Raw genomic sequence first — 21,829 nt, forward strand, 5'->3', positions numbered from 1 at the left:
ATGCCGGACAGGCCCGGGATGACGCCGTCGTGCCAGCCGTCGGCCGCGCTGTACACCTCGTGCAGCTCGCCGCCCTTGATGGCCTCGATGACGCGGTCGCCGGCGGCGTTGTAGCTGAAGCTGAGCGCCGTGATGCCGGACAGGCCCGGGATGACGCCGTCGTGCCAGCCGTCGGCCGCGCTGTACACCTCGTGCAGCTCGCCGCCCTTGATGGCCTCGATGACGCGCGCGCCCGAGGGGCTGTAGCTGAAGCTCATCGCCGTGATGCCGGACAGGCCGGGGATGACGCCGTCGTGCCAGCCGCTGGCGTCGGTGTAGATCTCGTGCAGCTCGCCGTTCTCGATCGCCTCGATCACCCGCGCCCCGGAGGAGTTGTAGGTGAAGCTCAGCGCGCTGACGCCGGTGACGCCCGGGACGATGCCGTCGTGCCAGCCGCTGCCGTCGGTGTAGACCTCGTGCAGCTGGCCGTTCTCCGCGACCTCGATGGTCCGGTTGGTGCCGGCGGCGGGCGGGCAGACCATGCCCAGCACCTTGTCGGCGCTCGGGGTGCCCAGGCCGGTGGCCATGTCGTAGCCGGGCGCGGCCTGGTACAGGCCGCCCTGGATGCCGATGTCGTTGTTGCCGGAGGTGACGTCACGCAGCGGGCTGGTGCCGGTGCGCGCCGCCTGGTAGAGCGCCGGGGTGATCCAGCCGACCCGGTCGGAGCAGCTGCCCGGGCCGTTCTGGTGCGCCAGCATGGCGGCCCAGAGCGGAGCGGAGCCGCTGGTGCCGCCGATGATCATCCAGTAGCCGGCGCCGGTCGCGACCATGTAGCCGGTCGACGGGTCGGCGTTGGCGGCCACGTCCGGGACCTGGCGGCAGGCCGAGCCGGCCGCCGCGCCGCAGTTGGTGGTGGTGTAGCCCGGGCCGGTGAAGCCGGCCTGGAAGGCGCCGCCGTTGAAGGCCCAGCGGGAGACGCCGCCGCCGCTCGCGCCGCCGTGGCTGTTCCACACCGTCTCGGAGATGGTGCCGGTGGTGTTGGTCAGGGTGGTGCCGCCGACACCGACGACGAACGGCTGGCTGGCCGGGTCGGAGGTGCTCAGCAGGTTGGTGACGCTGGTCGGCGCGCCGGCGTTCTTCAGGTAGTTGCAGCCGCTCGACCCGTCGTCACCGGAGGCCGCCAGCACGGTCTGGCCCTGGAGCGCGGCCTGCCGGAAGATGTCGGTCTCGGCCTGGAGGTCGCTGGTGGCCATCACCTGGTCGCAGACGCCCCAGCTGGTGGTGACCACCTGGGCGACGTTGTCGGTGACGATCCGGCGGTAGGTGTTCTGGATGTCCGTCTGGGTGGCCTTCGCGGCGTCCGGGCCCTGGTAGACCAGCACGTTCGCGCTCGGCGCGAGACCGATGACGGTGTCGATGTCCAGCGCCGTCTCGACGCCCACGCCGGTGTTGGTCGGCGCGGCCTGGACGCCCGCGTTGACCTTGACCCGCTGCACCGAGGCGTTGGTGCCGTAGCAGGACTGGAAGCTCGCCAGGGCGGCGTCCGAGTAGTCCTCCAGCGCGAAGACGGCGACCGTGGTGCCGGCGCCGGCGTCGGTCATGCCGTTCAGCCCGTACGCCATGGAGAGCTCGTTGGCGCTGAAGTAGTCACGGGCGTCGTGCTTGCCCGGGAACTGCGCGGCCACGCCCGCGCAGAGCGTGGGGTAGTTCATCGGCATCCCGTTGGGCACCGGGGTGGTGAGCGGGGCGGCCTGGCCGGTGGCCCCGACCACGTGGTTGCTGTGCGCCTGGGCCAGCGTGTTCAGACCGACGACGGCGGTGATCGCACCGGCCACGTCGGAACGCACGGCGGGGGCGTTGGTGTTCAGGAAGCCGGTCCGGCCGTCGGACGTCCGGTACCCGGCCAGGTCCACGTCGAAGGCCTGCTTGGCCTGGGAGACGGTGGTGGAGACCGGGATGGTCAGGCCGTCGGCCTCGAGCGCCCCGGGCTTCAGGCCCTGCGCCGAGAGCGCCTGGGCGACCTTGGCGACGGTGGCCCGGTCCGCGCCGAAGCGCTGGGCGAACTCACCGGTCTTCAGGAAGTGGTGGTACAGCGGCGAGGACTTGTCGCTCACCGCCGAGGCCAGCGCGTTCGCACCGGCCTCGTCACGGGACTTCAGGTGCACGCTCAGCTGCACCGGGGTGTCGTCCGCCGGAGCGGCGGTCTTGGCGGCGTCGCTCGGCACGGCCGGCACGGTGCCGACCCGCTGCGTCGTCGGCGCGTCGGCGTGGGCGACCGGAAGGCCGGCGAAGGTGACCAGCGCCGAGGTGGCTATGGCCAGGGCGGCCGCGCGCGACAGCGGCTTCGCTGTCGACAGCGGCCGGGCGTGTGGCGTCGGATGAGACATCCGCGCTCCCCCCAAAAAATGATGAATCCGATGGACTCTCGAACGAGAGTCCGACCGGAGTTCTATCAGGAGGGAGGGACACCTCCGCAACGGAATACCCGCCCCACGCCCCCCGCCGCCCCGGAGCACCCCCGCCCCGCTCCCTCCACCCCACCCACCCGACACCTCCCGGCAACCCCGGACCGGGTCATCGGCACACGATCTGACCGCCCGCCACACCGCCCCCGGGCCTGTCGTCCGGCGGGCGGTCCGGGGCCCCGCCGGGTCGCGCGCGTAGGGTCGGGGCATGCGACTGAGTACCGTGATCCTCCCCATCCACCGGTGGAGCGAGGGGCAGAAGATCTGGCAGCGGGCCGAGGAACTCGGTTTCCATGCCGCGTACACGTACGACCACCTGTCGTGGCGGTCGTTCCGGGACGAGCCGTGGTTCGGGTCGGTCCCGACCCTGACGGCCGCCGCCACCGCGACCGAGCGGCTGCGGCTGGGGACGCTGGTCACCTCGCCGAACTTCCGTCACCCGGTGACGCTGGCGAAGGAACTGGTCACGCTGGACGACGTGTCCGGCGGGCGGCTGACGCTGGGGATCGGGGCCGGGGGGACGGGGTTCGACGCGACGGCGATGGGCCAGGAGGCGTGGTCGCCGAAGGAGCGGGCGGACCGGTTCGGGGAGTTCCTGCCGCTGCTGGACGAGCTGCTGAGGAACGACGCCACCACGCGCGAGGGCACCTACTACTCGGCGGTCGAGGCCCGGAACATCCCCGGCTGCGTGCAGACGCCCCGGGTGCCGTTCTACGTCGCCGCGACCGGGCCGCGCGGGCTGCGGCTGGCCGCCGAGTACGGGCAGGGCTGGGTGACGTACGGGGACCCGAAGGGGCCGGCGGACGTGCCGGTGGAGCAGGCTCCCGCGGTGATCGCGCAGCAGATCGGCAAGCTGACGGCGGCCTGCGAGGCGAAGGGCCGGGACGTGGCCGAGCTGGAGAAGGTGCTGCTCCAGGGCTCCACGGCGGAGAAGCCGCTCCAGTCGCTGGACGCCTTCGTCGACTGGGCGGGCACCTACCGGGAGCTGGGGATCACCGAGTTGGTCGTCCACTGGCCGGTGCCGGACTCGATCTTCGCGAACGACCTCGCCGTGTTCGAGCGGATCGCCACCGAGGGCCTCGCCCAGCTGGGTTGACGGTGCCTCCCCGCCGGGGCGCCCGACGGTTCGGGTGCCCGGGCGGGGGCGTCGGTGGGAGGCGCTAGTCTGACCGCCGCACCATCGATCTGATCATGCATCACCACGGGGGTTCCTTCGCCATGCCTGTTTCCAGGAGACTGCTCGCCACCGCTCTGGTCGCCGCCGCCGCGTTCGGCCTGACGGGCTGCGGCCCGGACGACTCGTCGGACCAGGGCGCGGGAGGCGGGGCGACCACCGCGGCCACCGCGTCCGCCGCCCCCTCGGGCGCCGCTCCGGCCCCGACCGCCGCCTCCCCGGCCGGCACCGGGAAGCCCGCTCCGGCCGGTACGCCGGGTGCTTCCGGTGGGGCCGAGGGCTTCTGCACCCACGAGCCGCTGCCGGCCGGGCAGAAGTGGGTCTACCCGGCGAAGGGCACCACCGCGGCCGCCCTGGTGTACAAGGACACCAAGGACGCCTGCGGCGTCGACGACGTCGGCTTCGAGCCGGTCGGCGCCGACAAGACCGCCGCGTTCGCGCCGACGGCCAAGGGCCACCTCAGGTCGGTGCTCGCCCCGCCGAAGGACGTCAACCTGGCCGACCTGGTGAAGCACATCAACGAGTGCATCGCCACGCCGCACAACGAGAAGGGCTCGTACCCGTGCTCGGCCGGCGACTACAAGGTGGCGATCGACGCCTCCGGCAAGGTCACCGAACTGTGGGAGCGCGCGCACTCCTGACGGGTGCTCCGACACGCCGTCCTGACGCGTGCTCCCGGGCGGGTGCCGGGGTTCCGCTTCCCGGGGCCGATCTCCGTCGACCCTTAGGGGAGATCGGCCCCGGTGTCATACCCCAGCAGCAGACGGGCTCGTCATTCCAGCTCATGACCCGTACCGCGCGGGACCGTTACGTTGTGGGGCGTGTCCACTGCTGTCATCAAGACGGACGGCCTCACCAAGAGGTTCCCCCGGGTCACCGCCCTCGACCAGCTCACCGTCGAGGTGCGGCCCGGGGTGGTAGGGCTGGTCGGTTCCAACGGGGCGGGCAAGTCCACGCTGATCAAGATCCTGCTCGGGCTCGCCCCGGCGACGTCCGGCCGCGGCGAGGTCCTCGGCCTCGACATCGCCACCGAGGGTTCGGCGATCCGCGAGCGGGTCGGCTACATGCCCGAGCACGACTGCCTGCCACCCGACGTCTCGGCCACCGAGTTCGTGGTGCACATGGCGCGGATGGCGGGCCTGCCCGCCACCGCCGCCCGTGAGCGCACCGCGGACACGCTGCGGCACGTCGGCCTCTACGAGGAGCGGTACCGGCCGATGGGCGGGTACTCGACCGGCATGAAGCAGCGGGTCAAGCTCGCCCAGGCCCTGGTGCACGACCCGAAGCTGGTGCTGCTGGACGAGCCGACCAACGGCCTCGACCCGGCCGGCCGGGACGAGATGCTGGGGCTGATCCGCCGGGTGCACACCGACTTCGGCATCTCGGTGCTGGTCACCACGCACCTGCTCGGCGAGTTGGAGCGCACCTGCGACCACCTCGTCGTCATCGACGGCGGCAAGCTGCTGCGCTCCTCCTCCACCGCCTCCTTCACCGAGGCGACGGCGGTGCTCGCGGTCGAGGTCACCGACCACCCGGACGACCACGCCGACGGCCCCGGCCCCGGCGCCGGCTCAGGCCCGGGCTCAGGCTCCGGTCGTGACCACGGACCGGGCGCGGCCGTGCGCGAGCGCCTCGCCGCGGCCGGCCTCGACGTCCAGTCCGAGAGCTCGCACCTGCTGCTGGTCCGGCTGGCCGACGAGTCGACGTACGACACCATCCGGGACACCGTCGCCGGACTCGGCCTCGGCCTGGTCAGGCTGGAACAGCGCCGGCACCGGGTCGCGGAGCTCTTCACGGAGGGCCGGGACGACCGGGCCGCCGACGGCCGGGACACCCCGGAACACCAGGACACCCAGGACACCCAGGACAGCAGGGGAGGTTCGGACGATGGCCCTGCCTCCTGAGACCAGGCCCGCCGACACCGGCGTCATCCACGACATCGGCTACCGCGGCTACACCGGACCCCGGCTCGGTCGCGGCTACGCCACCCGCTCGCTCTTCACCCAGAGCCTGCGCGCCACCTACGGCCTCGGCCGCTCCGGCAAGTCCAAGGTGCTGCCGATGCTGGTGCTGGGCGTGGTCACCGTGCCCGCCTTCGTCATCGTGGCGATCGCGATCACCATGAAGCGGGACCAGCTGCCGGTCGAGTACGCGGGCTACCTCTCCAGCCTGAGCCTGGTGGTCTCGGTGTTCCTCGCCTCGCAGGCGCCGGTGCTGCTCTCCCGGGACCTCCGCTACCAGACCGTCCCGCTCTACTTCTCCCGCCCGATCACCCGGACCGACTACGTCCGGGCCAAGTTCGCCGCCATGGTCTGCGCCCAACTGCTGCTGATGGCGGCCCCGTTGCTGGTGCTGTACGTCGGCGCGCTGCTCGGCGGGATGGACTTCTCGTACAACACCGGGCACTTCCTGTACGGCCTGGCGGCAGCCGTGCTGTACGCGCTGGTGCCGACCTCGGTGGCGCTGGTGATCGCCGCCACCACCCCGCGCCGGGGCTTCGGGGTCGCCGCCATCATGGGCTACCTGGCGATCAGCGCCGCGGTGGCCACCGTCGCGGTCGAGATCAGCAACCCGAGCACGACCGGCTCCGACACGGCCCAGTGGACGTCGCTGATCTCGCCCACCGACCTGGTGGAGTCCCTGGTCAACGAGCTGTTCGACCTCGGCCTCGGCCTGGACCGGCGGCACGCGCCGGGCGGCCTCGGCGTGCTGGTGTTCGCACTCGTGGCCGTGGCGATGGTGGCCGGCTCGTACCGGCTGCTGCTGCGCCGCTACCGGAACGTTTGAGAGGGCGGCATGGCCACCATCAGCATCGACAAGGTCTCCCGCTGGTTCGGGAACGTGGTCGCGGTCAACGACATCACCATGACGATCGGCCCCGGCATCACCGGCCTGCTGGGGCCGAACGGCGCGGGCAAGTCCACCCTCATCCACATGATGAGCGGTTTCCTGTCGCCCTCCAGCGGCTCGGTCACCCTGGACGGCGTGCCGATCTGGCGCAACCAGCAGGTGTACCGGCAGATCGGCCTGGTCCCCGAGCGGGAGTCGATGTACGACTACCTGACCGGTTGGGAGTTCGTCCTCGCCAACGCCGAACTGCACGGCCTGCCCCAGCCGGGCGCCGCCGCCCGCCGCGCCCTCGACCTGGTGGAGATGGCGTACGCCAAGGACCGCCGCACCGGGACGTACTCCAAGGGCATGAAGCAGCGGGTCAAGATGGCCTCCGCCCTCGTCCACGATCCGGCCGCGCTGCTGCTGGACGAGCCCTTCAACGGCATGGACCCGCGCCAGCGGCTCCAGCTGATGGACCTGCTGCGCCGCTTCGGCGAGGACGGCCGGACGGTGCTGTTCTCCTCCCACATCCTGGAGGAGGTCGAGCAACTGGCCCGGCACATCGAGGTCGTGGTGGCCGGACGGCACGCGGCCTCCGGCGACTTCCGCAAGATCCGGCGGCTGATGACCGACCGCCCGCACCGCTACCTGGTGCGCTCCAGCGACGACCGCCGGCTCGCCGCCGCGCTGATCGCGGACGGCTCCACCAGCGGCATCGAGGTGGACGAGCGGGACCGGGCGCTGCGGATCGAGGCGGTCAACTTCCAGGGCTTCACCACCCTGCTGCCCAGGGTCGCCCGGGAGGCCGGCATCCGGCTGTACACCGTCTCCCCGGCCGACGAGTCGCTGGAGAGCGTCTTCTCGTACCTGGTCTCCGCGTGATGCCGCCGACCGGCGAAGCCCAGGCCGACCGAAACCAGGCCGACCGAAACCAGGCCCACCGAAACCAGGCCCACCGAAACCAGGCCTACCGGACCCAGGAAGGGGCCGACCGACCATGAACCCCACCGTCGCCAGGCTGACCCTGCGCGGGCTGCTGGGCCGCCGCCGCGGCCTGTTGCTGCTGGTGGTCCCCGCGCTGCTGCTGATCGTCTCCGCCATCGCGAGCGGGTCGAGCGCCGACCCGCACGGCCTGACCGTCCGGATCCTCGGCGATCTCGGCCTCGGCACCCTGGTCCCGATCCTGGGCCTGGTCGTCGGCACCGGGGTCATCGCCACCGAGATCGACGACGGCTCGATCGTCTACCTGCTCGCCAAGCCGCTGCCGCGGTGGCGGATCGTCACCACCAAGCTGGTCGTCGCGATCGGCGTCACCTGGCTGTTCTCGGTGGTCCCGACGCTGCTGTCCGGACTGCTGCTGTTCGGCACCCGGGACGGCCTGGTGCTCGGCTACACCGTGGCGGTGCTGGTCGCCGGAGTCGCGTACAGCGCGCTGTTCCTGCTGCTGGGCGTCGTCACCCGGCACGCGGTGGTGGCCGGGCTGGGGTACGCCCTGATCTGGGAGGCGCTGGTCGGCAACTACGTGGAGGGCGCCCGGACGCTGAGCATCCAGCAGTGGGGCCGCTCGGTGGCCGAGGCGGTCGCCGGGAACGCCGCGATCGTCGCCGACGTCTCGCTCGGGGCGGCCGTGCCGCTGCTGCTGGCGGTCACCGTCGGGGCGACGGTGCTGGCCTCGGTGAAGCTGGCCGGGCTGACCCTCGCCGGCGAGGAGTGAGACCCGGGGCGTGAGCTTCGGGGAGTGAGCTTCGGGGAGCGAGATCCGGGGCGTGAGCTTCGGGGCGGAAAACCGAACGGCGCTCCGGTCCACCCGACGGTGGGCCGGAGCGCCGTTCCGCGCGTCTCAGAGCGTGCGGTTGCGGCCCGCGCCCCAGCCGGCCGCGCCGACCACCAGCACCAGCGCCAGCATCAGCACCAGGGTGATCTCCCAGCCGCCGGTGAGCTGGTGCAGTGCGCCGGCGCCGACCGGGCCGGCCGCCGCGACCAGGTAGCCGATCGCCTGCGACATGCCGCCCAGCTGGGCGGCGCCGGCCGCGCTGCCGGTGCGCAGCACGATGAACGCCAGCCCCAGGCCCAGCGAACCGCCCTGGGCCACGCCGAGGATGGTCGCCGACACCCAGGCGGCGGAGACCGGCGCGACCAGCAGCATCGCGATGCCGAGCCCGTTCAGGGCGGCCATGGTGACCGCCAGGCCGCGCTGGCTGGTCATCCGGCCGGCCATCAGCGGCACCAGGAAGGCGCCGGCGACCTGCACCAGGTTGGAGAAGGCGAAGACCAGTCCGGCCTGGCCGCGGTCCATGCCGTGGTCGGCCAGGATGGTCGGCATCCAGGCCACCAGGGTGTAGACCAGCAGCGACGAGATGCCCATGAAGAGGCTGATCTGCCAGGCCAGCGGGGACTTCCAGATGCCCTCGATCGGCTTGGCCGGCGCCGCCGCCGCGGCGGCCGCCGCGCCGCGCTCCTGGCGGCTGCGCAGCACCTGCGGCAGCCAGGCCACCGCCGCGACCAGCGCGAGCAGCGACCAGGCGCCGAGCGAGGCCCGCCAGCCGCCGCCGAGCACGTGCTCCAGCGGGACGGAGGTCCCGGCGGCCAGGGTCGCGCCGACCAGCATGGTGGTCGAGTAGACGCCGGTCATGGTGGCCGCGCGGTCCGGGAACTCGCGCTTGACGAGGCCGGGCATCGACACGTTCAGCACCGCGATGGCCACGCCGATCACCACGCAGCCCGCGTACAGCGCCGCCACCGAGGGCAGTACCCGCAGCAGCACGCCGGCGCCGAGCACCAGCACCGCGCCCAGCACCACCCGTTCGGCGCCGAACCGGCGGGTGAGCCGGGGGGTGAGCGGGGCGCCGACGCCCTGGAACAGCACCGGCACGGTGGTGATCAGTCCGCTCGCGGTGGCGGACAGGCCGAAGGTCCGTTGGATCTCGCCGACCATCGGGGAGACCGCGGCGAGGCAGGCGCGCATGTTCAGCGCGACCAGCACGATGCCGGTCAGCAGCAGGAGCGGATGGGCCAGCCGGGTGCGGACGGGGAGCGGGGCAGGAGTGGTGACAACCGGCTGCTGGGCACGGGTGACGGCCATGGGTGTGCTGTTCTTTCCAGGATGTGCGTGGATGCGGGCGGGCAGGAGGAGGCTCGCGCCGTCCTACTTCCGGGCCGCGATGGCCGCGAGCAGCTGCTCGACGGCCGCGGTGGGGCCGGCGAGCAGCGCACGACACGCCGCCTCGGCCCGGTCCGGGTCACCGCTCTCGATCGCGTCGACCAGTGCCTCGTGGGTGGCCACGACGGCCTCGGGCATGTCGTGGTCGCCGAAGGCGGAGGTCATCGCCTCGCGGACGGAGGCGCCGAAGTAGCGGTACACCTCGGCCAGGGCCGGGTTGTGCGCGGCCTCGACGACGGCGGTGTGGAACTCCAGGTCGTGCTCGACGGTGGCCTCGCGGCTCGCCCGTTCGGGGTGGGACGCGAACACCTCGGCCTCGCGGGCCAGCGCGGCCCGCATCCGCCGGACGTCCTCCGGGGTGTGCCGCAGCGCGGCCAGCCGGGCGCCCTCGGTCTCCAGCGCCGCGCGGACCTCCAGGACGTCCCGGATGCCGGAGCGCTGGACGCCGCGCAGTACGGAGGCCGGGTCGCTGGTGGAGCGGACGAAGGTGCCCTCGCCCTGCCGGGAGACCAGCATTCCGGCGTGCACCAGCACCCGGATGGCCTCCCGCACGGTGTTGCGCCCGACCTGGAGCCGCTCGGCCAGTTCGTGCTCGGTGGGGATCTGCGATCCCACCGGCCACGCCCCGCCGGCCAGCTGCTCGCGCAGCTGGTCGATGGCGGTGTCCACGAGGGAGCGCCGCCCGGCCGCCTGGAGGCTGCTGCCGTCGTTGGTCATGCCGGGTCTCCCTTCGTCAGCGCACGTGTCCGCACCGGTCGTCGGTCATCCTACAACCGCTTGCCCGGTCATCCTACAACTGGAGGGGGAACGGTCCGTGAACGTCCGACCACCGCCGTGTCGCACCGCCGTGTCGCACCGCCGCGGCCGGGCGGCGGGGCCGGTTCGGGGCGCGCCGGGTCAGTGGGCCGGGTAGAGGCGTTCCAGGACGGCGGCCACGCCGTCCTCGTCGTTGCCGGCGGTGACGGCGTCGGCGACGGCGAGGAGTTCCTCGTGGGCGTTGGCCATGGCGACGCCGTACGCGGCCCAGCCGAACATCGGGACGTCGTTGGGCATGTCGCCGAAGGCGATGGTGTCGGCGGCGCGCACGCCCAGGCGGCGGGCGGCGACGGCGAGCCCGGTGGCCTTGGACAGGCCCAGCGGGAGCAGCTCGACCACGCCCGGGCCGGCCATCACGACGCCGACCAGGTTCCCGGCGGCGCGGCGGGCGGCCTCGGCGAGGGCGTCGTCGGTCAGGGCGTGGTGCTGGATGTAGAGCTTGCTGAGCGGGGAGCCGAACAGCCCGTCGCGGTCGACCCGGACGACGGGCAGGTCGGAGCCGATCAGCAGCTCGTAGCCGGGGCCGGCCAGGACCTGGCCGTCCAGGCCGTCCTGGTTGGCGGCGATGGCCAGCGGGCCGGTCTCGGCCTCGATCTGCTCGATGGCGAGCGCGGCGAGCCGGCGGTCCAGGGTGAGCGAGGTGAGCAGCTTGTGCGCGCCGGCGTCGTAGACCTGGGCGCCCTGGCCGCAGACGGCTATCCCGGTGTAGCCGATCTCGTCGAACACCGGGCGGGCCCAGACGGCCGAGCGGCCGGTGACGATGATGTGCAGCGCGCCCGCGCCGGTGGCCGTGGCCAGGGCGGCGCGGGTGCGCTCGGAGACGGTCTCCCCGCTGGTCAGCAGGGTGCCGTCGAGGTCGGTGGCGATCAGCCGGTAGGGCAGGTCGCCACCGTTCCGGGTGCCTTCCGGGGAGACGGGGCTGGGGCTGGTGGTGCTCATGGGCCGGTCGTCTCCCGGGAGTTGCGGGTGGTGCGTGGTGGTGCTCGGTGCTGCGGGGTGCTGCGCGGTGGTGCGGTTGCCGTGGGCCGGACTACTTGACCGGCTCCAGGACCGTCCGCCCGCCGAGGAACGGACGCAGCGCCTCGGGCACGGCGACCGAGCCGTCGGCCTGCTGGTGGTTCTCCAGGATCGCCACGATGGTGCGCGGGATGGCGACCAGGGTGCCGTTCAGGGTGGCGAGCGGGCGGGTCTTGCCCTCCTCGCGCATCCGGATCGACAGCCGGCGGGCCTGGTACTCGGTGGTGTTGGAGGTCGAGGTGACCTCGCGGTACTTGCCCTGGGTGGGGATCCAGGCCTCGATGTCGAACTTGCGCGCGGCCGAGGCGCCGAGGTCGCCGGAGGCGACGTCGATCACCCGGTACGGCAGCTCCAGCGCGTTGAGGAAGTCCTTCTCCCACTGGAGCAGGCGGCGGTGCTCGTTCTCGGCGTCCTCGGGAGTGGTGTAGACGAACATCTCCACCTTCTCGAACTGGTGGACGCGGATGATGCCGCGGGTGTCCTTGCCGTAGGTGCCGGCCTCGCGGCGGAAGCAGGACGAGTAGCCGGCGTAGCGCAGCGGCAGCTTGTCGGCGTCGAGGATCTCGTCCATGTGGTACGCCGCGAGCGGGACCTCGCTGGTGCCGACGAGGTACCGGTCGTCCTCGGCGAGGTGGTACACGTTCTCGGCGGCCTGGCCGAGGAAGCCGGTGCCGTCCATGGCGGCCGGGCGGACCAGGGTCGGGGTGATCATCGGGGTGAAGCCGGCCGCGGTGGCCTGGGCGATCGCCATGTTGACCAGGGCGAGCTCCAGCAGCGCGCCGACGCCGGTCAGGTAGTAGGAGCGCGAGCCGGCCACCTTGGCGCCGCGCTCGGTGTCGATCGCGCCCAGGATCTGGCCGAGCTCGACGTGGTCGCGGGGCTCGAAGCCCTCGGCGGCGAAGTCGCGCGGGGTGCCGATCTCCTCCAGCGTGACGAAGTCCTCCTCGCCGCCGACCGGGGCGGCCGGGTCGATGAGGTTCGCCAGGGAGCGGAGCAGGCGGTCCGCCTCCTCCTTGGCCGCGCCCTGCTCGGCGTCCGCGGCCTTGACCTCGGCGGCCAGCTCCTTGGTGCGCTGCAGCAGGGCGGTCTTCTCCTCGCCCTTGGCCTGGGCGACCTGCTTCCCGAGCACCCGCTGCTCGTTGCGCAGTTCGTCGAAGCGGCTGCCCGAGGACCGGCGCCGTTCGTCGGCGGAGAGGAGGGCGTCGACCAGGTCGACGTCCTCGCCACGGACGCGCTGCGAGGCGCGCACTCGGTCAGGGTCCTCACGGAGCAGGCGAAGGTCAATCACAGGGCCAAGCGTACCGGGCGGGCGTTCCTCCACCGGTACCGGTTTTCCCTTGGGGATAACTCCCCCGATCCTGTGGATAACTTCTGTGGGGAACCGGCCGGGGACAGGTTATCCACAGGCCGGGGCCCGGACCTGTGGATCAAAGGGGAGGATCACCCTCCGCGCGGTCGGGTCGGAGAATTGAGGTTTCAAACCTCAATGGACCTTCTCAAGTGAGGGAATTGAAGCACTCAGACGGGTGATTTGCTGGCAACCGGGTGACTCTGGTCCGATTAGTCATCTCTGCGACGCAAACCGATGGTCCGACCAGTTCTGGGCAATGGCTATACCGGTTTGTCGACTCGTCCCCAGGCCTGTGGATAACTCGCGGCTGTGGACAGCGGAGGGGCCTGTGGACAGCGGCCCCGGGCGCCGGCCGCCCCTGTGGACGACGGGTGGGGTCGCCCGCCCCGCCCGGGCAGGCCGGTCGAAAACAGTCGGAAAAGGTCAGAAAGACAACAGGAGTCGCTCAGATGTCCCCGCGCCCGTCGAGTGCGCGGGAGAGCCAGTCCGCCGCCGAGCTGAAATCCTCGTCCGAGGTCCCGGGGCGCCGGTGGGTGGACACCTGGCGGTCGGCCCGCGGATAGGAGCCGAGGTACCGCACCTGCGGGCAGATCCGCTTGAGCCCCATCATCGCCTCGCTCACCCGGCGCTCGGACAGGTGGCCCTCGCAGTCGATCAGGAAGCAGTAGTTGCCCAGCCCCTCGCCGGTCGGCCGGGACTCGATCCGCATCAGGTTGACCCCGCGCACCGCGAACTCCTGCAGCAGCTCCAGCAGCGCGCCCGGGTGGTCGTCCGGCAGCCAGACCACCATCGAGGTCTTGTCCGCGCCGGTCGGTGAGGAGACCCGGCCCGGCCGGCCCACCAGGACGAACCGGGTGGCCGCGCTCTTCGCGTCCGCGATGTCCCTGACCAGCGGGTCCAGCCCGTAGATCGGCGCCGCGAACTCGCCCGCGAACGCGCCGTCGTAGCGGCCCTCGGCGACCAGCCGGGCGCCGTCCGCGTTGGAGGCGGCCGACTCCCAGGCCGCGTCCGGCAGGTTGGCCGCCAGCCAGCGGCGCACCTGCGGCTGGGCCACCGGGTGGCTGGTCACCGTCTTGACGTCGGACAGCTCGGTGCCCGGCCGCACCAGCAGCGCGAAGGAGATCGGCAGCAGCACCTCGCGGTAGATCATCAGCGGGGTGCCGGCGGCCAGCTCGTCGTTGGTCGCGGTGACCGCGCCCTCCACCGAGTTCTCGATCGGCACGAACGCCCCGGCGGCCTCCTTGGCGCGCACCGCGTCCAGCGCCAGCGCCACCGAGGACAGCGGCACCAGCTCCCGGGTCGCCGCCTCGGGCAGGGTGTGCAGCGCGGCCTCGGTGAAGGTGCCGGCCGGGCCGAGGTAGGTGTAGCGGTTGGCCGACATGACGCCTCCGTGGGACTCGGTGCTGCCTGGAACGGGCGGTGCGGGCGTTGCGTGGTGCGGGCGGTGCGGGCGGTGCGGGTGGTGCGGGTGGTGCGGGCGGTGCGTGGGACGGGTGGTGCCGAAGCAGTCACCATAACGATTCCGGGTGTCCGGCAGGAAAGCGTTCCACTGGCCGGGACCGGCCGTGGTACGGGCCCGGCGGACCCGGGCGGGCCGGGCCCGCCCGGGCGCGCCTACCCCTCCAGCAGCTGCTGCCCGAGGTAGCCGCCGGCCGGCGCGGCCGGGGGCAGCGCGTACAGCCCGCTCGCCTCGTGCCGCAGGAAGCGGGAGAGCCCGTCGCCCCGGGAGAGCTTGCGCTGCACCGGGGTGAAGCCCGTGCGCGGGTCGGCCTGGAAGGCGAGGAAGAGCAGCCCGGCGTCCGGCGATCCGTCCGGCAGCAGCCCGTCGTGGTACGAGAAGCCGCGCCGCAGCATGGCCGCCCCGCCGTTGGCCGCCGGGGCGGCGACCCGGATGTGCGCGTCGGCGGGGATCGCGAGCGCGCCGTCCGGGCCCTGCGCGGACAGGTCGACGGGGGAGTGCTCACCGGCCCCGGCGGGCGCGCCGAGCGGGGCGCCGTCCGCCTTGCGCCGTCCGATCACCCGCTCCTGCCGGTCCACCGGGAGCGCCTCCCAGTTGTCCAGCAGCATCCGGATCCGGCGGAACACCAGGTACGAGCCGTCGGCCTGCCAGGCCGGGCGGTCACCGCCGGCAGCGCAGAACACCTTGGCGGCGAAGCCGTCCTCGTCCGGCTTCGGGTTGTTGGTGCCGTCGACCTGGCCCATCAGGTTGCGGCCGGTGACCGGCCGGGCGGCGGCGCCGGGGGTCCGGGCGAAGCCGGCCGACTGCCAGCGCAGCGCCGCCGTGCCGGCCGCCAGCCGCTGCAGCACCCGCAGGGCGTGCACCGCCACCAGCGCGTCGTCGGCGCCGATCTGGACGAACAGGTCGCCGTCGCCGCGGGCGGGGTCGAGGGCGTCGCCGGGGAAGGCGGGGAGCGGTTCGAGCCCGGGCGGCCGGCGGTCGGCGAGCCCGGCCCGGTCGAACAGCGTGGCGCCGAAGCCGAGGGTCAGGGTGAGCGAGCAGGGCCCGGCGTCCAGGGCGACCTGGTTGTCGAACTCCTCGGCCGGCTCCCCGGCGGTCAGCCGCTCGGCCGCCCTGGTCCAGCGCCGCAGCAGGCCGCGCAGCCCGTCCCGGCCGGCGCCTTCGGCCAGGTCGAAGGCGGCCAGCTGGATCCGGGCCTGCTGCGGTTCGAGGATCCCGGCCTGGTGCCCGCCGCGGAACGGCACCCGGGCCGCCCCGAGCGCGCCGCCCGCCGTCGGGCCGGCGGCGCGGTCCGGGCCGGCGGCCCGGTCCAGGGCGACCGCCCCGGCGACGCCCGCGCCGGCGCCCGCCAGCAGCCCGGCGCCGGCGGTGCCGAGCAGCGCCCGCCGGGTGAAGCCGGCCCGGTCGGCCCGGGTGCCCGGCCCGTCCGGGCCGGCCTGCTCCGCCGCCGTGGCGTCCGCCGCCGTCGGGTCCGTCGTCCGGTCCGTCGTCATGTCGTCCATCGCCGTCACCCGATCTTGAACTGCTGGGTCGGGGTGGTCTGGTCGATGTCGGAGGAGCGGATCTGCACCGACACCACCCAGGTGCCCGCCAGCGGCAGCTGCGCCGTGCCGCTCCAGCGGCCGGTGCCCTCCGGGGTGAGCGCGACCGGCAGCGGTCCGAGGTCGCGGTCCGGCAGGGTGAAGGCGAGCTGCACCTCGGGGACGTCCACGGGCTGTCCGTCCGCGCCGTCCAGCGCGAGCTTCACCTCGTTCGGCCCGGTCCTGGCCGGGTTGAGGGTGACGGTCGCGGTGCCCTTGGCGTTCGGCGTCCGGCCCTTGGTGTCGTACGGGAGCCTGAGCTCGACGGTGCGGCCCGGCTCGGTCTGCGGGGCCGGGGCGGCCCCGACGCCGGCCGGTGCCGCGGCGGCCCCTGCGGTGACCTCGCCCGCGACCCGTCCGGGCGGGGAGTTGGTGAGCATCGTGGTGACCACCAGCACCGCCACCGCGACCAGCGCCTCGACCAGTACCGAGCGGCGCAGCCCGGCCCGGGTCGGGGTCAGCCCGCGCGCGCGTCCGGCGCTCGCCCGGGCGGCGTCCTGCCGGGCCAGCTGCGCCTGCCGGACCGGGTCCTCGCCCTGCGCCGCCACGGCGGCCGGCTCCGGCACCTCGGCCCGCTCGACCTCGGCCGCCTCGGCCGGGGCCGACCGCAGCCGGGCCAGCCAGGACCGGGAGATCCAGGCGACCCCCACCATGACGGCCACGCAGCCGGTCTTCACCAGCAGCAGCCGCCCGTACGAGGTGCCGGTCAGCGCGCCCCAGCTGCCGACGCCCCGCCAGGACTGGTAGACGCCGGTCGCGGCCAGCACGGCCACCGAGGCGAAGGCGATCCGGGAGAAGCGGTCCACCACCTCGGCGCCGACGCCCTCGCGCAGCGCGACCAGCAGCGCGGCCAGCCCGCCCAGCCACAGCGCCATCGCGATCAGGTGCAGGATGCCGAGCGGCAGTGCCAGCCAGACCTGGATGCCCACCGAGGCGTGGTCGGCGCCGACCCAGGTCGCCGAGAGGGCGACCGCCAGCACCAGCCCGGCCACGCCGAGGCCCAGCCGGGCCTCCCGCTGCGGCCGTTCGGCGACCCGCTGCTCCAGCGCGCGCAGCTCGGCGGCCTCCGCGGCCTCGGCGTCGTCGGCGTCGTCGCGGGCCGGGTCCCCGGCGGGCTTCGCGGGGAGCGGTCGCGGCGGCTGTCCGAGCTGGCCGACCAGCAGTGACAGGAACACCCCGGCGGCGGCGAGCAGCAGCAGTCGGGCGGCCAGCGCGGTGCCGATCCGTTCGTCCAGCGTGGCGCGCACCAGGGACAGGTCGAAGGCCTGTCCGACGCCGGTGCCGCGCTCGTACGGGCCGCGCAGCATCAGCACCGCGACGGTGGAGACCAGCAGGGCCGTCCAGCCGGTCATCAGCAGCCGCTGCACCGGGCGCCGGGTGGTGCCGGCCGGCCAGCAGACCAGGACGAAGGCGGCCACGCCGGCGAGCAGCGCGAACGCCGCGTACGCGACGGTGCGCCCGGTGCCGTAGAGGGCGGCGACCAGGCCGTCGGCCTTGGCGCCCTGCAGCGCGGTGGCCGACACCGAGGTGTCCGAGGGCGTGCCGATGGAGAAGGTGAACGCCCCGCCGACCGGGTGCGAGTCGTCCGAGACGGCCCGCCAGGCCACCGTGTAGGTGCCGTTGGCGAGCCCGCCCTTCAGGCCGACCCGGGCGGTGTTGCCCTTGCCGTCGGCGTGTCCGGGGTTGCCGGTGTCCACGGCCTTGCCGGCCGGGTCGAGCACCCGGACGGAGTCCGAGGAGAGCGAGACGGACTCGCTGAAGGTCAGGGTGACCTCCTGCGGGGCGGTGGCGACCACCGAGTTCTGCCGGGGGTCGGTGGAATCCAGGGTGGCGTGCGCGGAGGCCGGGCCGGCGCCCGCGAGCATCAGCGCGAGCAGCGCGCCGAGTACTCCGAGCACCCCGGCGATCCTGCGGTGGGAGGCCTTCTCCAGGCCGGCCGACTGCATGGTGGCGATCCCCTTAACTCTGGCCGGGGCGGTAGGTGAGCTCCTTGACCGGCACCTTGACCGAGATGGTGCCGGACTTCGCGAACGTGAGGTCGAGCTCCAGCTCGTCGCCGAGCACGGGGGCCTTCTGCCAGCCCATGATCATCAGGTGGGTGCCGCCGCGGGCGAACTGCAGCGCGCCGTGCGCGGGCACGTCCAGGCTCCCGACCTGCTCCATGCTCGACGGGGTCGAGCGGTGCATGGTGACCGACTCCGCGCCCGGGCTGCTCACCTTGACCAGCTCGTCCTGCCCGCCGTCGTTGCGGACGGTCAGGTAGCCGGCCGCCATGCCGCCGGCCGGGGGCAGCGGGATGTAGGAGTCGGCGACGCTGAGCCTGGCCGGCCCCGCGGCGGCGCCGTCCTGGCCGCCCGTCCCGCAGGCGGCCAGGATGGCGCCGCCGCCGAGGACCGTGGCCAGTACCGCGCCGGTGAGGGCGGTCCGCCGGAAGCGGCGGGTGCCGGTCGCGGTCGCGGCGGTCCCGCTCGCGGCCTCCGTCGTCGCCGTCGTCACGCCGCGACCCCCTTGGCGAGCAGCGGCAGGTCGTGCTCGTAGGTCTTCTCCTCGGTGCCGCTCATGTAGAGCACGTGCGCCTTGTCGTCCGAGGGGAGGAAGGCCAGCACCTGGGCGCCGTGGGTCGAGGTGACGGTGCCGTCCGCGTTGACCACCGGGTCCTCGATCATGATGCCGAGCGACCTGGCGGCCGTCTTCACCTTGGCCAGGTCGCCGGTGAGGCCTATGAAGTCGCTGCCCATCGAGTCCAGCCAGGTGCGCAGCACCTTCGGGGTGTCGCGCTGCGGGTCGGTGGAGACGAAGACGACGTTGATCTTCTGCCGCTCCTCGGCGGGCAGCGCCTTCATCGCGACCCCGATGTCGCCCATGGTGGTCGGGCAGACGTCCGGGCAGCTGGTGTAGCCGAAGAACAGCAGGGTGGCCTTGCCGTTGGTCTGCTGCCGCAGGTCGTACGGCTGCCCCGAGGTGTCGGTCAGCTGGAGGTCCGGCTTCTCGAAGTTCTTGGCCAGCTTGGTGCCCTGGTACGGGGTGTTCTCCTTCTGCTTGGTGACCTTCGCGGGGGAGGAGTCACCGCCGGAGGAGCCGCAGGCGGACAGCGTCAGGGCGGCGGCCAGCGCGAGGGCGGCCGCGCCGGCCAGGCGGGTGGTGCGGGTGGTGCGGGACATTGCGGGATCCGATCGTGCGCGGTGGTCCGCCGGCGGGGCCGTACCGGGCCGGTACGGCCCCGCCGGCGCGGGGGTCAGGAAGCGGAGCCGTTCTTGCGGCGCAGGCCGAGCACGCCGACGGCGGTACCGATCACGCCGACCACGATGCCGACCACGCCGAGGGTCCGGGCGGTCGAGTCACTGGCCTTGGCGCCGCCGTCCGAGGCGGCCGCGTGGTCCGAGCTGTCGCCGTGGGCGCCCGCGGCCGGGGAGGCGGAGACGCCGTGGTCGTCGCCGGCGGCGGCCTTGGTGAGCTTCAGGACGGGTGCGGGCTTGGCCGGCTCGGGCTGGCCGTCCTTGGACTCGTCGATCCAGCGGACGACGTCGCCGTTGTCGTAGGTCTGGAGGGTCTTGAAGACGAGGCTGTCCGAGTCGGTCGGCAGCGGGCCGAGCGAGACCCGGAACTCCTGGAACTGGCCGGGGGCGATCTTGGTGCCGGCGTCGGCGGTCCAGGTGATCTTGGAGACGGCCTCGTTGACGTCGTTGCCGTGCACCTTGATCGGCTTGTCGAGCTTCGCCTTCTCGACCGCGGCGGTCCAGCCCGGCAGCGGCAGGGTCCGGACCGAGGCCAGCGGGTGGTCCAGCGGGAGGTTGACCTCCAGCTTCACCGTGCTCGCGGTGTCGCTCTCGTTCGGCACCCGGAAGTCGACGGCCGTGTAGCCGCCCTGGGCGGCGGCGCCCGGGTTCACGGTGACGTGCGCGAAGGCGGGGCCGGCCAGCGCCACCACGGAGGCGGCGGCGGTCAGGGCGACGGCGGCGAGACGGCGGGTGGGAAGGGAACGCATGATGCGGGGTCTCCGATCGGAGCTCGGCGACGGACCGGGACCGGGCGGCGGACGGAGCCGCGCCTCGGGGGCCGCGCGAGGGGACGTGTGGGGGCAGAGCCACGGGGCCGGCCCGACGGTCGGGAACGGCCCGGACGGTGCGCACACCGGCGTCCGGAACGGCCCGCGAAGGCCGCCAGGAACGCGGATCAGTACGCCAGGACCCCGCACGGCGGCCCGCGCCGCACCACGCTGTGCCGCAGCGCCGCACCCGCCGGCAGCGGATGCTCCCCGGCCCGGGCGCCGAACCGGCGGACCGGGCCCGCCGCACCGGACAGACCGCGCAGCAGCGCGGCCACCAGCACGAACACCGACCGCAGCGGCGCCGCCCAGTGCTCCCGGGCCGCCGACGCGGCCACCCGCAGCAGGCGCCACAGCGCCGCCTCGCCGCGCCGCAGCCACCAGCCCGCCACCAGCGCGGCGGCCAGGTGCCCGGCCAGCATCGACGGCGTCATGCCGAACACGCCGCCCTGCCACCAGGGCGCGGCGGCGAACGCGTGCGGGTCCAGGCCGGCCGAGGTGACCAGCTGCTCCGGGGACGGGTTGCCGGGCAGGCCGGCCAGCGTGCCCGGGCGGGCCTCGTTGCAGATCAGCCGGCCGGCCACCTGCGGCACGGTCAGCGGACCGGAGCCGCCGTGGTGCATGCCGGCCATCGCGTCGGAGCCGTGGCCGCCGAAGCCGTGGAAGAGGCAGTGCAGTCCGAGCTGCCCGGCGCCCAGCGCCCCGGCGATGGCCGCCAGCGAACGCTCCCGGCCCCCGCACGCCACCGCGAGCACCAGCACCGCGGCGAAGCCCGTCGCCAGCGCGGTCGGCGCAACGTTCCCGCCACCGGCCAGGGCGTGCCCGGCCGCCGCTATCAGCGTGCAGACCAGTGCGAACGGGACGGCCCGGGCAAGCCGCAGGTCCCAGGCGGCGGCCCCCACCGGCTGGGCCGGTCCGGGGGCGCCCGGGGACGGGGCGGCAGCGAGGGCAGTCATGGCCGGGACATCCTCTCATTGCGTACGCCGCCGACACGGGCAGGGTGGGAAATCCCTACGAATGCCCCTTTCGGCGGCGGCGTGCGGGCCCGGGGGTGCGCCGCCCGGCACAGACCCCGTCCCCCAGTCCATCCGCCGAACGGGCGGTAGCGGCCCCCGGGCACGGTTCACCGCCGAATCGCCCGGAGATACCTAGTTGTATGTGGAGCCGCAGCCAGGAGGGACCTCCCGTGGACATCTGGTGGACTCTGCACCTCAAGCGCGACCCGGCCAGCGTCCCGCTGGCCCGGCGCATCCTGCTCGGTGCCATGGCGACGGCGGGCGTCGACCCGCAGATCGCCGACGACCTGGGCATCGCCCTCAGCGAGGCCTGCGCCAACGCCGTCGAGCACGGCGCCACCGGGCGGCCCGACGACGGCTTCCAGGTCACCGCCTCGATCAGCGGCGACCGGCTGCGGATCGAGGTCACCGACTCCGGCCCCGGCCTCCCCGGGCCGACCGCGCCGGCGGCCCGCCGCGCCGCCGCGGCGACCCAGGCCCAGGCCCCGGTCCGTCCGGCGGCCACCGGCCGGGGGCCGGGCCGCTCCCGCCGGGGCCGGGCCACCGTCCCGGCCCGGGTGCTCACCGGCCACCGCCCCCGCCGCGACGGCCACCCGTACGACACCCACGTCCTCCCGTGCCGCCCCACGGCTCCCACGCTCCGCCCGGTGGACCTGGACACCCTCCCCGACCTCACCGCCGAGTCCGGCCGGGGCCTCTTCCTCATCCACGCCCTCACCGACCACGTGCAGCTGCGCAACCACCCCCTGCGGGGGGCGATCGTGAGCTTCGACAAGATCCTCAAGTGGCAGGACGACGCACTGCTGCGGGCGGCCTCCTGAGGGGCCGGGAGACGAGAGGAGGCGCGGGCCGGGGGCCCGCGCCTCCCCGGGGCTCGGGGGGGGGTCTGCCCTGCGTGGCGGCCTTGCGGCGGCGGAGGACGAGGAGGGTGGGCG

Annotated in this window: 19 protein-coding genes; 7 read left to right on the top strand and 12 right to left on the bottom strand. The window is 73.9% G+C overall.

Annotation, left to right across the window (positions count from 1 at the left end; translation table 11 throughout):
* On the bottom strand, positions 1-2,366 hold a 2,366-nt coding region (locus tag ACFQ6N_RS02910), incomplete at its 3' end, for a protease pro-enzyme activation domain-containing protein (RefSeq protein ID WP_380646437.1).
* Between the two features lie 286 nt (positions 2,367-2,652).
* Here ACFQ6N_RS02910 and ACFQ6N_RS02915 point away from each other — a divergent pair.
* The 6 genes from ACFQ6N_RS02915 (at position 2,653) to ACFQ6N_RS02940 (ending at position 8,164) form a co-directional block, all read left to right on the top strand.
* Positions 2,653-3,540, top strand: coding sequence for an LLM class flavin-dependent oxidoreductase (locus tag ACFQ6N_RS02915; protein ID WP_380646438.1), 888 nt, complete (start codon positions 2,653-2,655; stop codon positions 3,538-3,540).
* A gap of 122 nt (positions 3,541-3,662) precedes the next feature.
* Entirely contained in the window at positions 3,663-4,259 is a 597-nt protein-coding gene (locus ACFQ6N_RS02920) for a hypothetical protein (RefSeq protein ID WP_380646439.1), read from the top strand.
* 180 nt (positions 4,260-4,439) lie between these two features.
* A complete protein-coding gene (locus ACFQ6N_RS02925) occupies positions 4,440-5,522 on the top strand; it encodes an ABC transporter ATP-binding protein (protein ID WP_380646442.1) in 1,083 nt (360 codons plus the stop codon).
* Positions 5,506-6,405, top strand: coding sequence for an ABC transporter permease (locus ACFQ6N_RS02930; protein WP_380646444.1), 900 nt, complete (start codon positions 5,506-5,508; stop codon positions 6,403-6,405). The genes ACFQ6N_RS02925 and ACFQ6N_RS02930 overlap by 17 nt, the downstream gene beginning before the upstream one ends.
* Before the next feature lie 9 nt (positions 6,406-6,414).
* Positions 6,415-7,332: an ABC transporter ATP-binding protein gene (locus ACFQ6N_RS02935; RefSeq protein WP_380646446.1), complete on the top strand. Its 918-nt coding sequence runs from the start codon at positions 6,415-6,417 to the stop codon at positions 7,330-7,332.
* A 115-nt stretch (positions 7,333-7,447) separates the two neighbouring features.
* Positions 7,448-8,164: an ABC transporter permease gene (locus ACFQ6N_RS02940; protein ID WP_380646447.1), complete on the top strand. Its 717-nt coding sequence runs from the start codon at positions 7,448-7,450 to the stop codon at positions 8,162-8,164.
* A gap of 126 nt (positions 8,165-8,290) precedes the next feature.
* Here ACFQ6N_RS02940 and ACFQ6N_RS02945 read toward each other — a convergent pair whose 3' ends face one another.
* The 11 genes from ACFQ6N_RS02945 to ACFQ6N_RS02995 all read right to left on the bottom strand — a co-directional run bounded on the left by ACFQ6N_RS02945 (position 8,291) and on the right by ACFQ6N_RS02995 (position 20,834).
* Complete coding sequence (locus tag ACFQ6N_RS02945) at positions 8,291-9,532, bottom strand: CynX/NimT family MFS transporter (protein WP_380646448.1); 1,242 nt, start codon at positions 9,530-9,532, stop codon at positions 8,291-8,293.
* A gap of 63 nt (positions 9,533-9,595) precedes the next feature.
* Positions 9,596-10,327 carry a FadR/GntR family transcriptional regulator gene (locus ACFQ6N_RS02950; RefSeq protein WP_380646449.1) on the bottom strand — a complete coding sequence of 244 codons (732 nt, stop codon included), beginning with the start codon at positions 10,325-10,327 and terminating at the stop codon, positions 9,596-9,598.
* 180 nt (positions 10,328-10,507) lie between these two features.
* On the bottom strand, positions 10,508-11,365 hold the full coding sequence (locus tag ACFQ6N_RS02955) for an HAD family hydrolase (protein ID WP_380646450.1): 858 nt from the start codon (positions 11,363-11,365) through the stop codon (positions 10,508-10,510).
* Positions 11,366-11,456: 91 nt separating this feature from the next.
* A complete protein-coding gene (gene serS, locus ACFQ6N_RS02960; protein WP_380646452.1) occupies positions 11,457-12,731 on the bottom strand; it encodes a serine--tRNA ligase in 1,275 nt (424 codons plus the stop codon).
* 508 nt (positions 12,732-13,239) lie between these two features.
* Positions 13,240-14,175 carry a prephenate dehydratase gene (gene pheA / locus ACFQ6N_RS02965; RefSeq protein WP_380646453.1) on the bottom strand — a complete coding sequence of 312 codons (936 nt, stop codon included), beginning with the start codon at positions 14,173-14,175 and terminating at the stop codon, positions 13,240-13,242.
* Between the two features lie 233 nt (positions 14,176-14,408).
* Complete coding sequence (gene efeB / locus ACFQ6N_RS02970) at positions 14,409-15,746, bottom strand: iron uptake transporter deferrochelatase/peroxidase subunit (protein WP_380646623.1); 1,338 nt, start codon at positions 15,744-15,746, stop codon at positions 14,409-14,411.
* A gap of 14 nt (positions 15,747-15,760) precedes the next feature.
* A complete protein-coding gene (locus ACFQ6N_RS02975; protein ID WP_380646455.1) occupies positions 15,761-17,779 on the bottom strand; it encodes a FixH family protein in 2,019 nt (672 codons plus the stop codon).
* 13 nt (positions 17,780-17,792) lie between these two features.
* Positions 17,793-18,329: a copper chaperone PCu(A)C gene (locus ACFQ6N_RS02980; protein ID WP_380646457.1), complete on the bottom strand. Its 537-nt coding sequence runs from the start codon at positions 18,327-18,329 to the stop codon at positions 17,793-17,795.
* Positions 18,326-18,994 carry an SCO family protein gene (locus tag ACFQ6N_RS02985; protein WP_380646458.1) on the bottom strand — a complete coding sequence of 223 codons (669 nt, stop codon included), beginning with the start codon at positions 18,992-18,994 and terminating at the stop codon, positions 18,326-18,328. Before ACFQ6N_RS02985 ends, ACFQ6N_RS02980 begins: the two co-directional genes overlap by 4 nt.
* Positions 18,995-19,068: 74 nt before the next feature.
* Positions 19,069-19,818 carry a YcnI family protein gene (locus ACFQ6N_RS02990; RefSeq protein ID WP_380646460.1) on the bottom strand — a complete coding sequence of 250 codons (750 nt, stop codon included), beginning with the start codon at positions 19,816-19,818 and terminating at the stop codon, positions 19,069-19,071.
* Positions 19,819-20,006: 188 nt separating this feature from the next.
* The gene (locus ACFQ6N_RS02995) at positions 20,007-20,834 is read right to left on the bottom strand and encodes a hypothetical protein (RefSeq protein WP_380646462.1); all 828 of its coding nucleotides are present in this window, start codon (positions 20,832-20,834) and stop codon (positions 20,007-20,009) included.
* Positions 20,835-21,064: 230 nt separating this feature from the next.
* Here ACFQ6N_RS02995 and ACFQ6N_RS03000 point away from each other — a divergent pair, with 230 nt between their 5' ends.
* Complete coding sequence (locus ACFQ6N_RS03000; RefSeq protein ID WP_380646464.1) at positions 21,065-21,715, top strand: ATP-binding protein; 651 nt, start codon at positions 21,065-21,067, stop codon at positions 21,713-21,715.
* The last annotated feature ends 114 nt before the right edge of the window (positions 21,716-21,829 follow it).

It is taken from the genome of Kitasatospora sp. NPDC056446, assembly GCF_042796115.1.
GTDB lineage: Bacteria > Actinomycetota > Actinomycetes > Streptomycetales > Streptomycetaceae > Kitasatospora.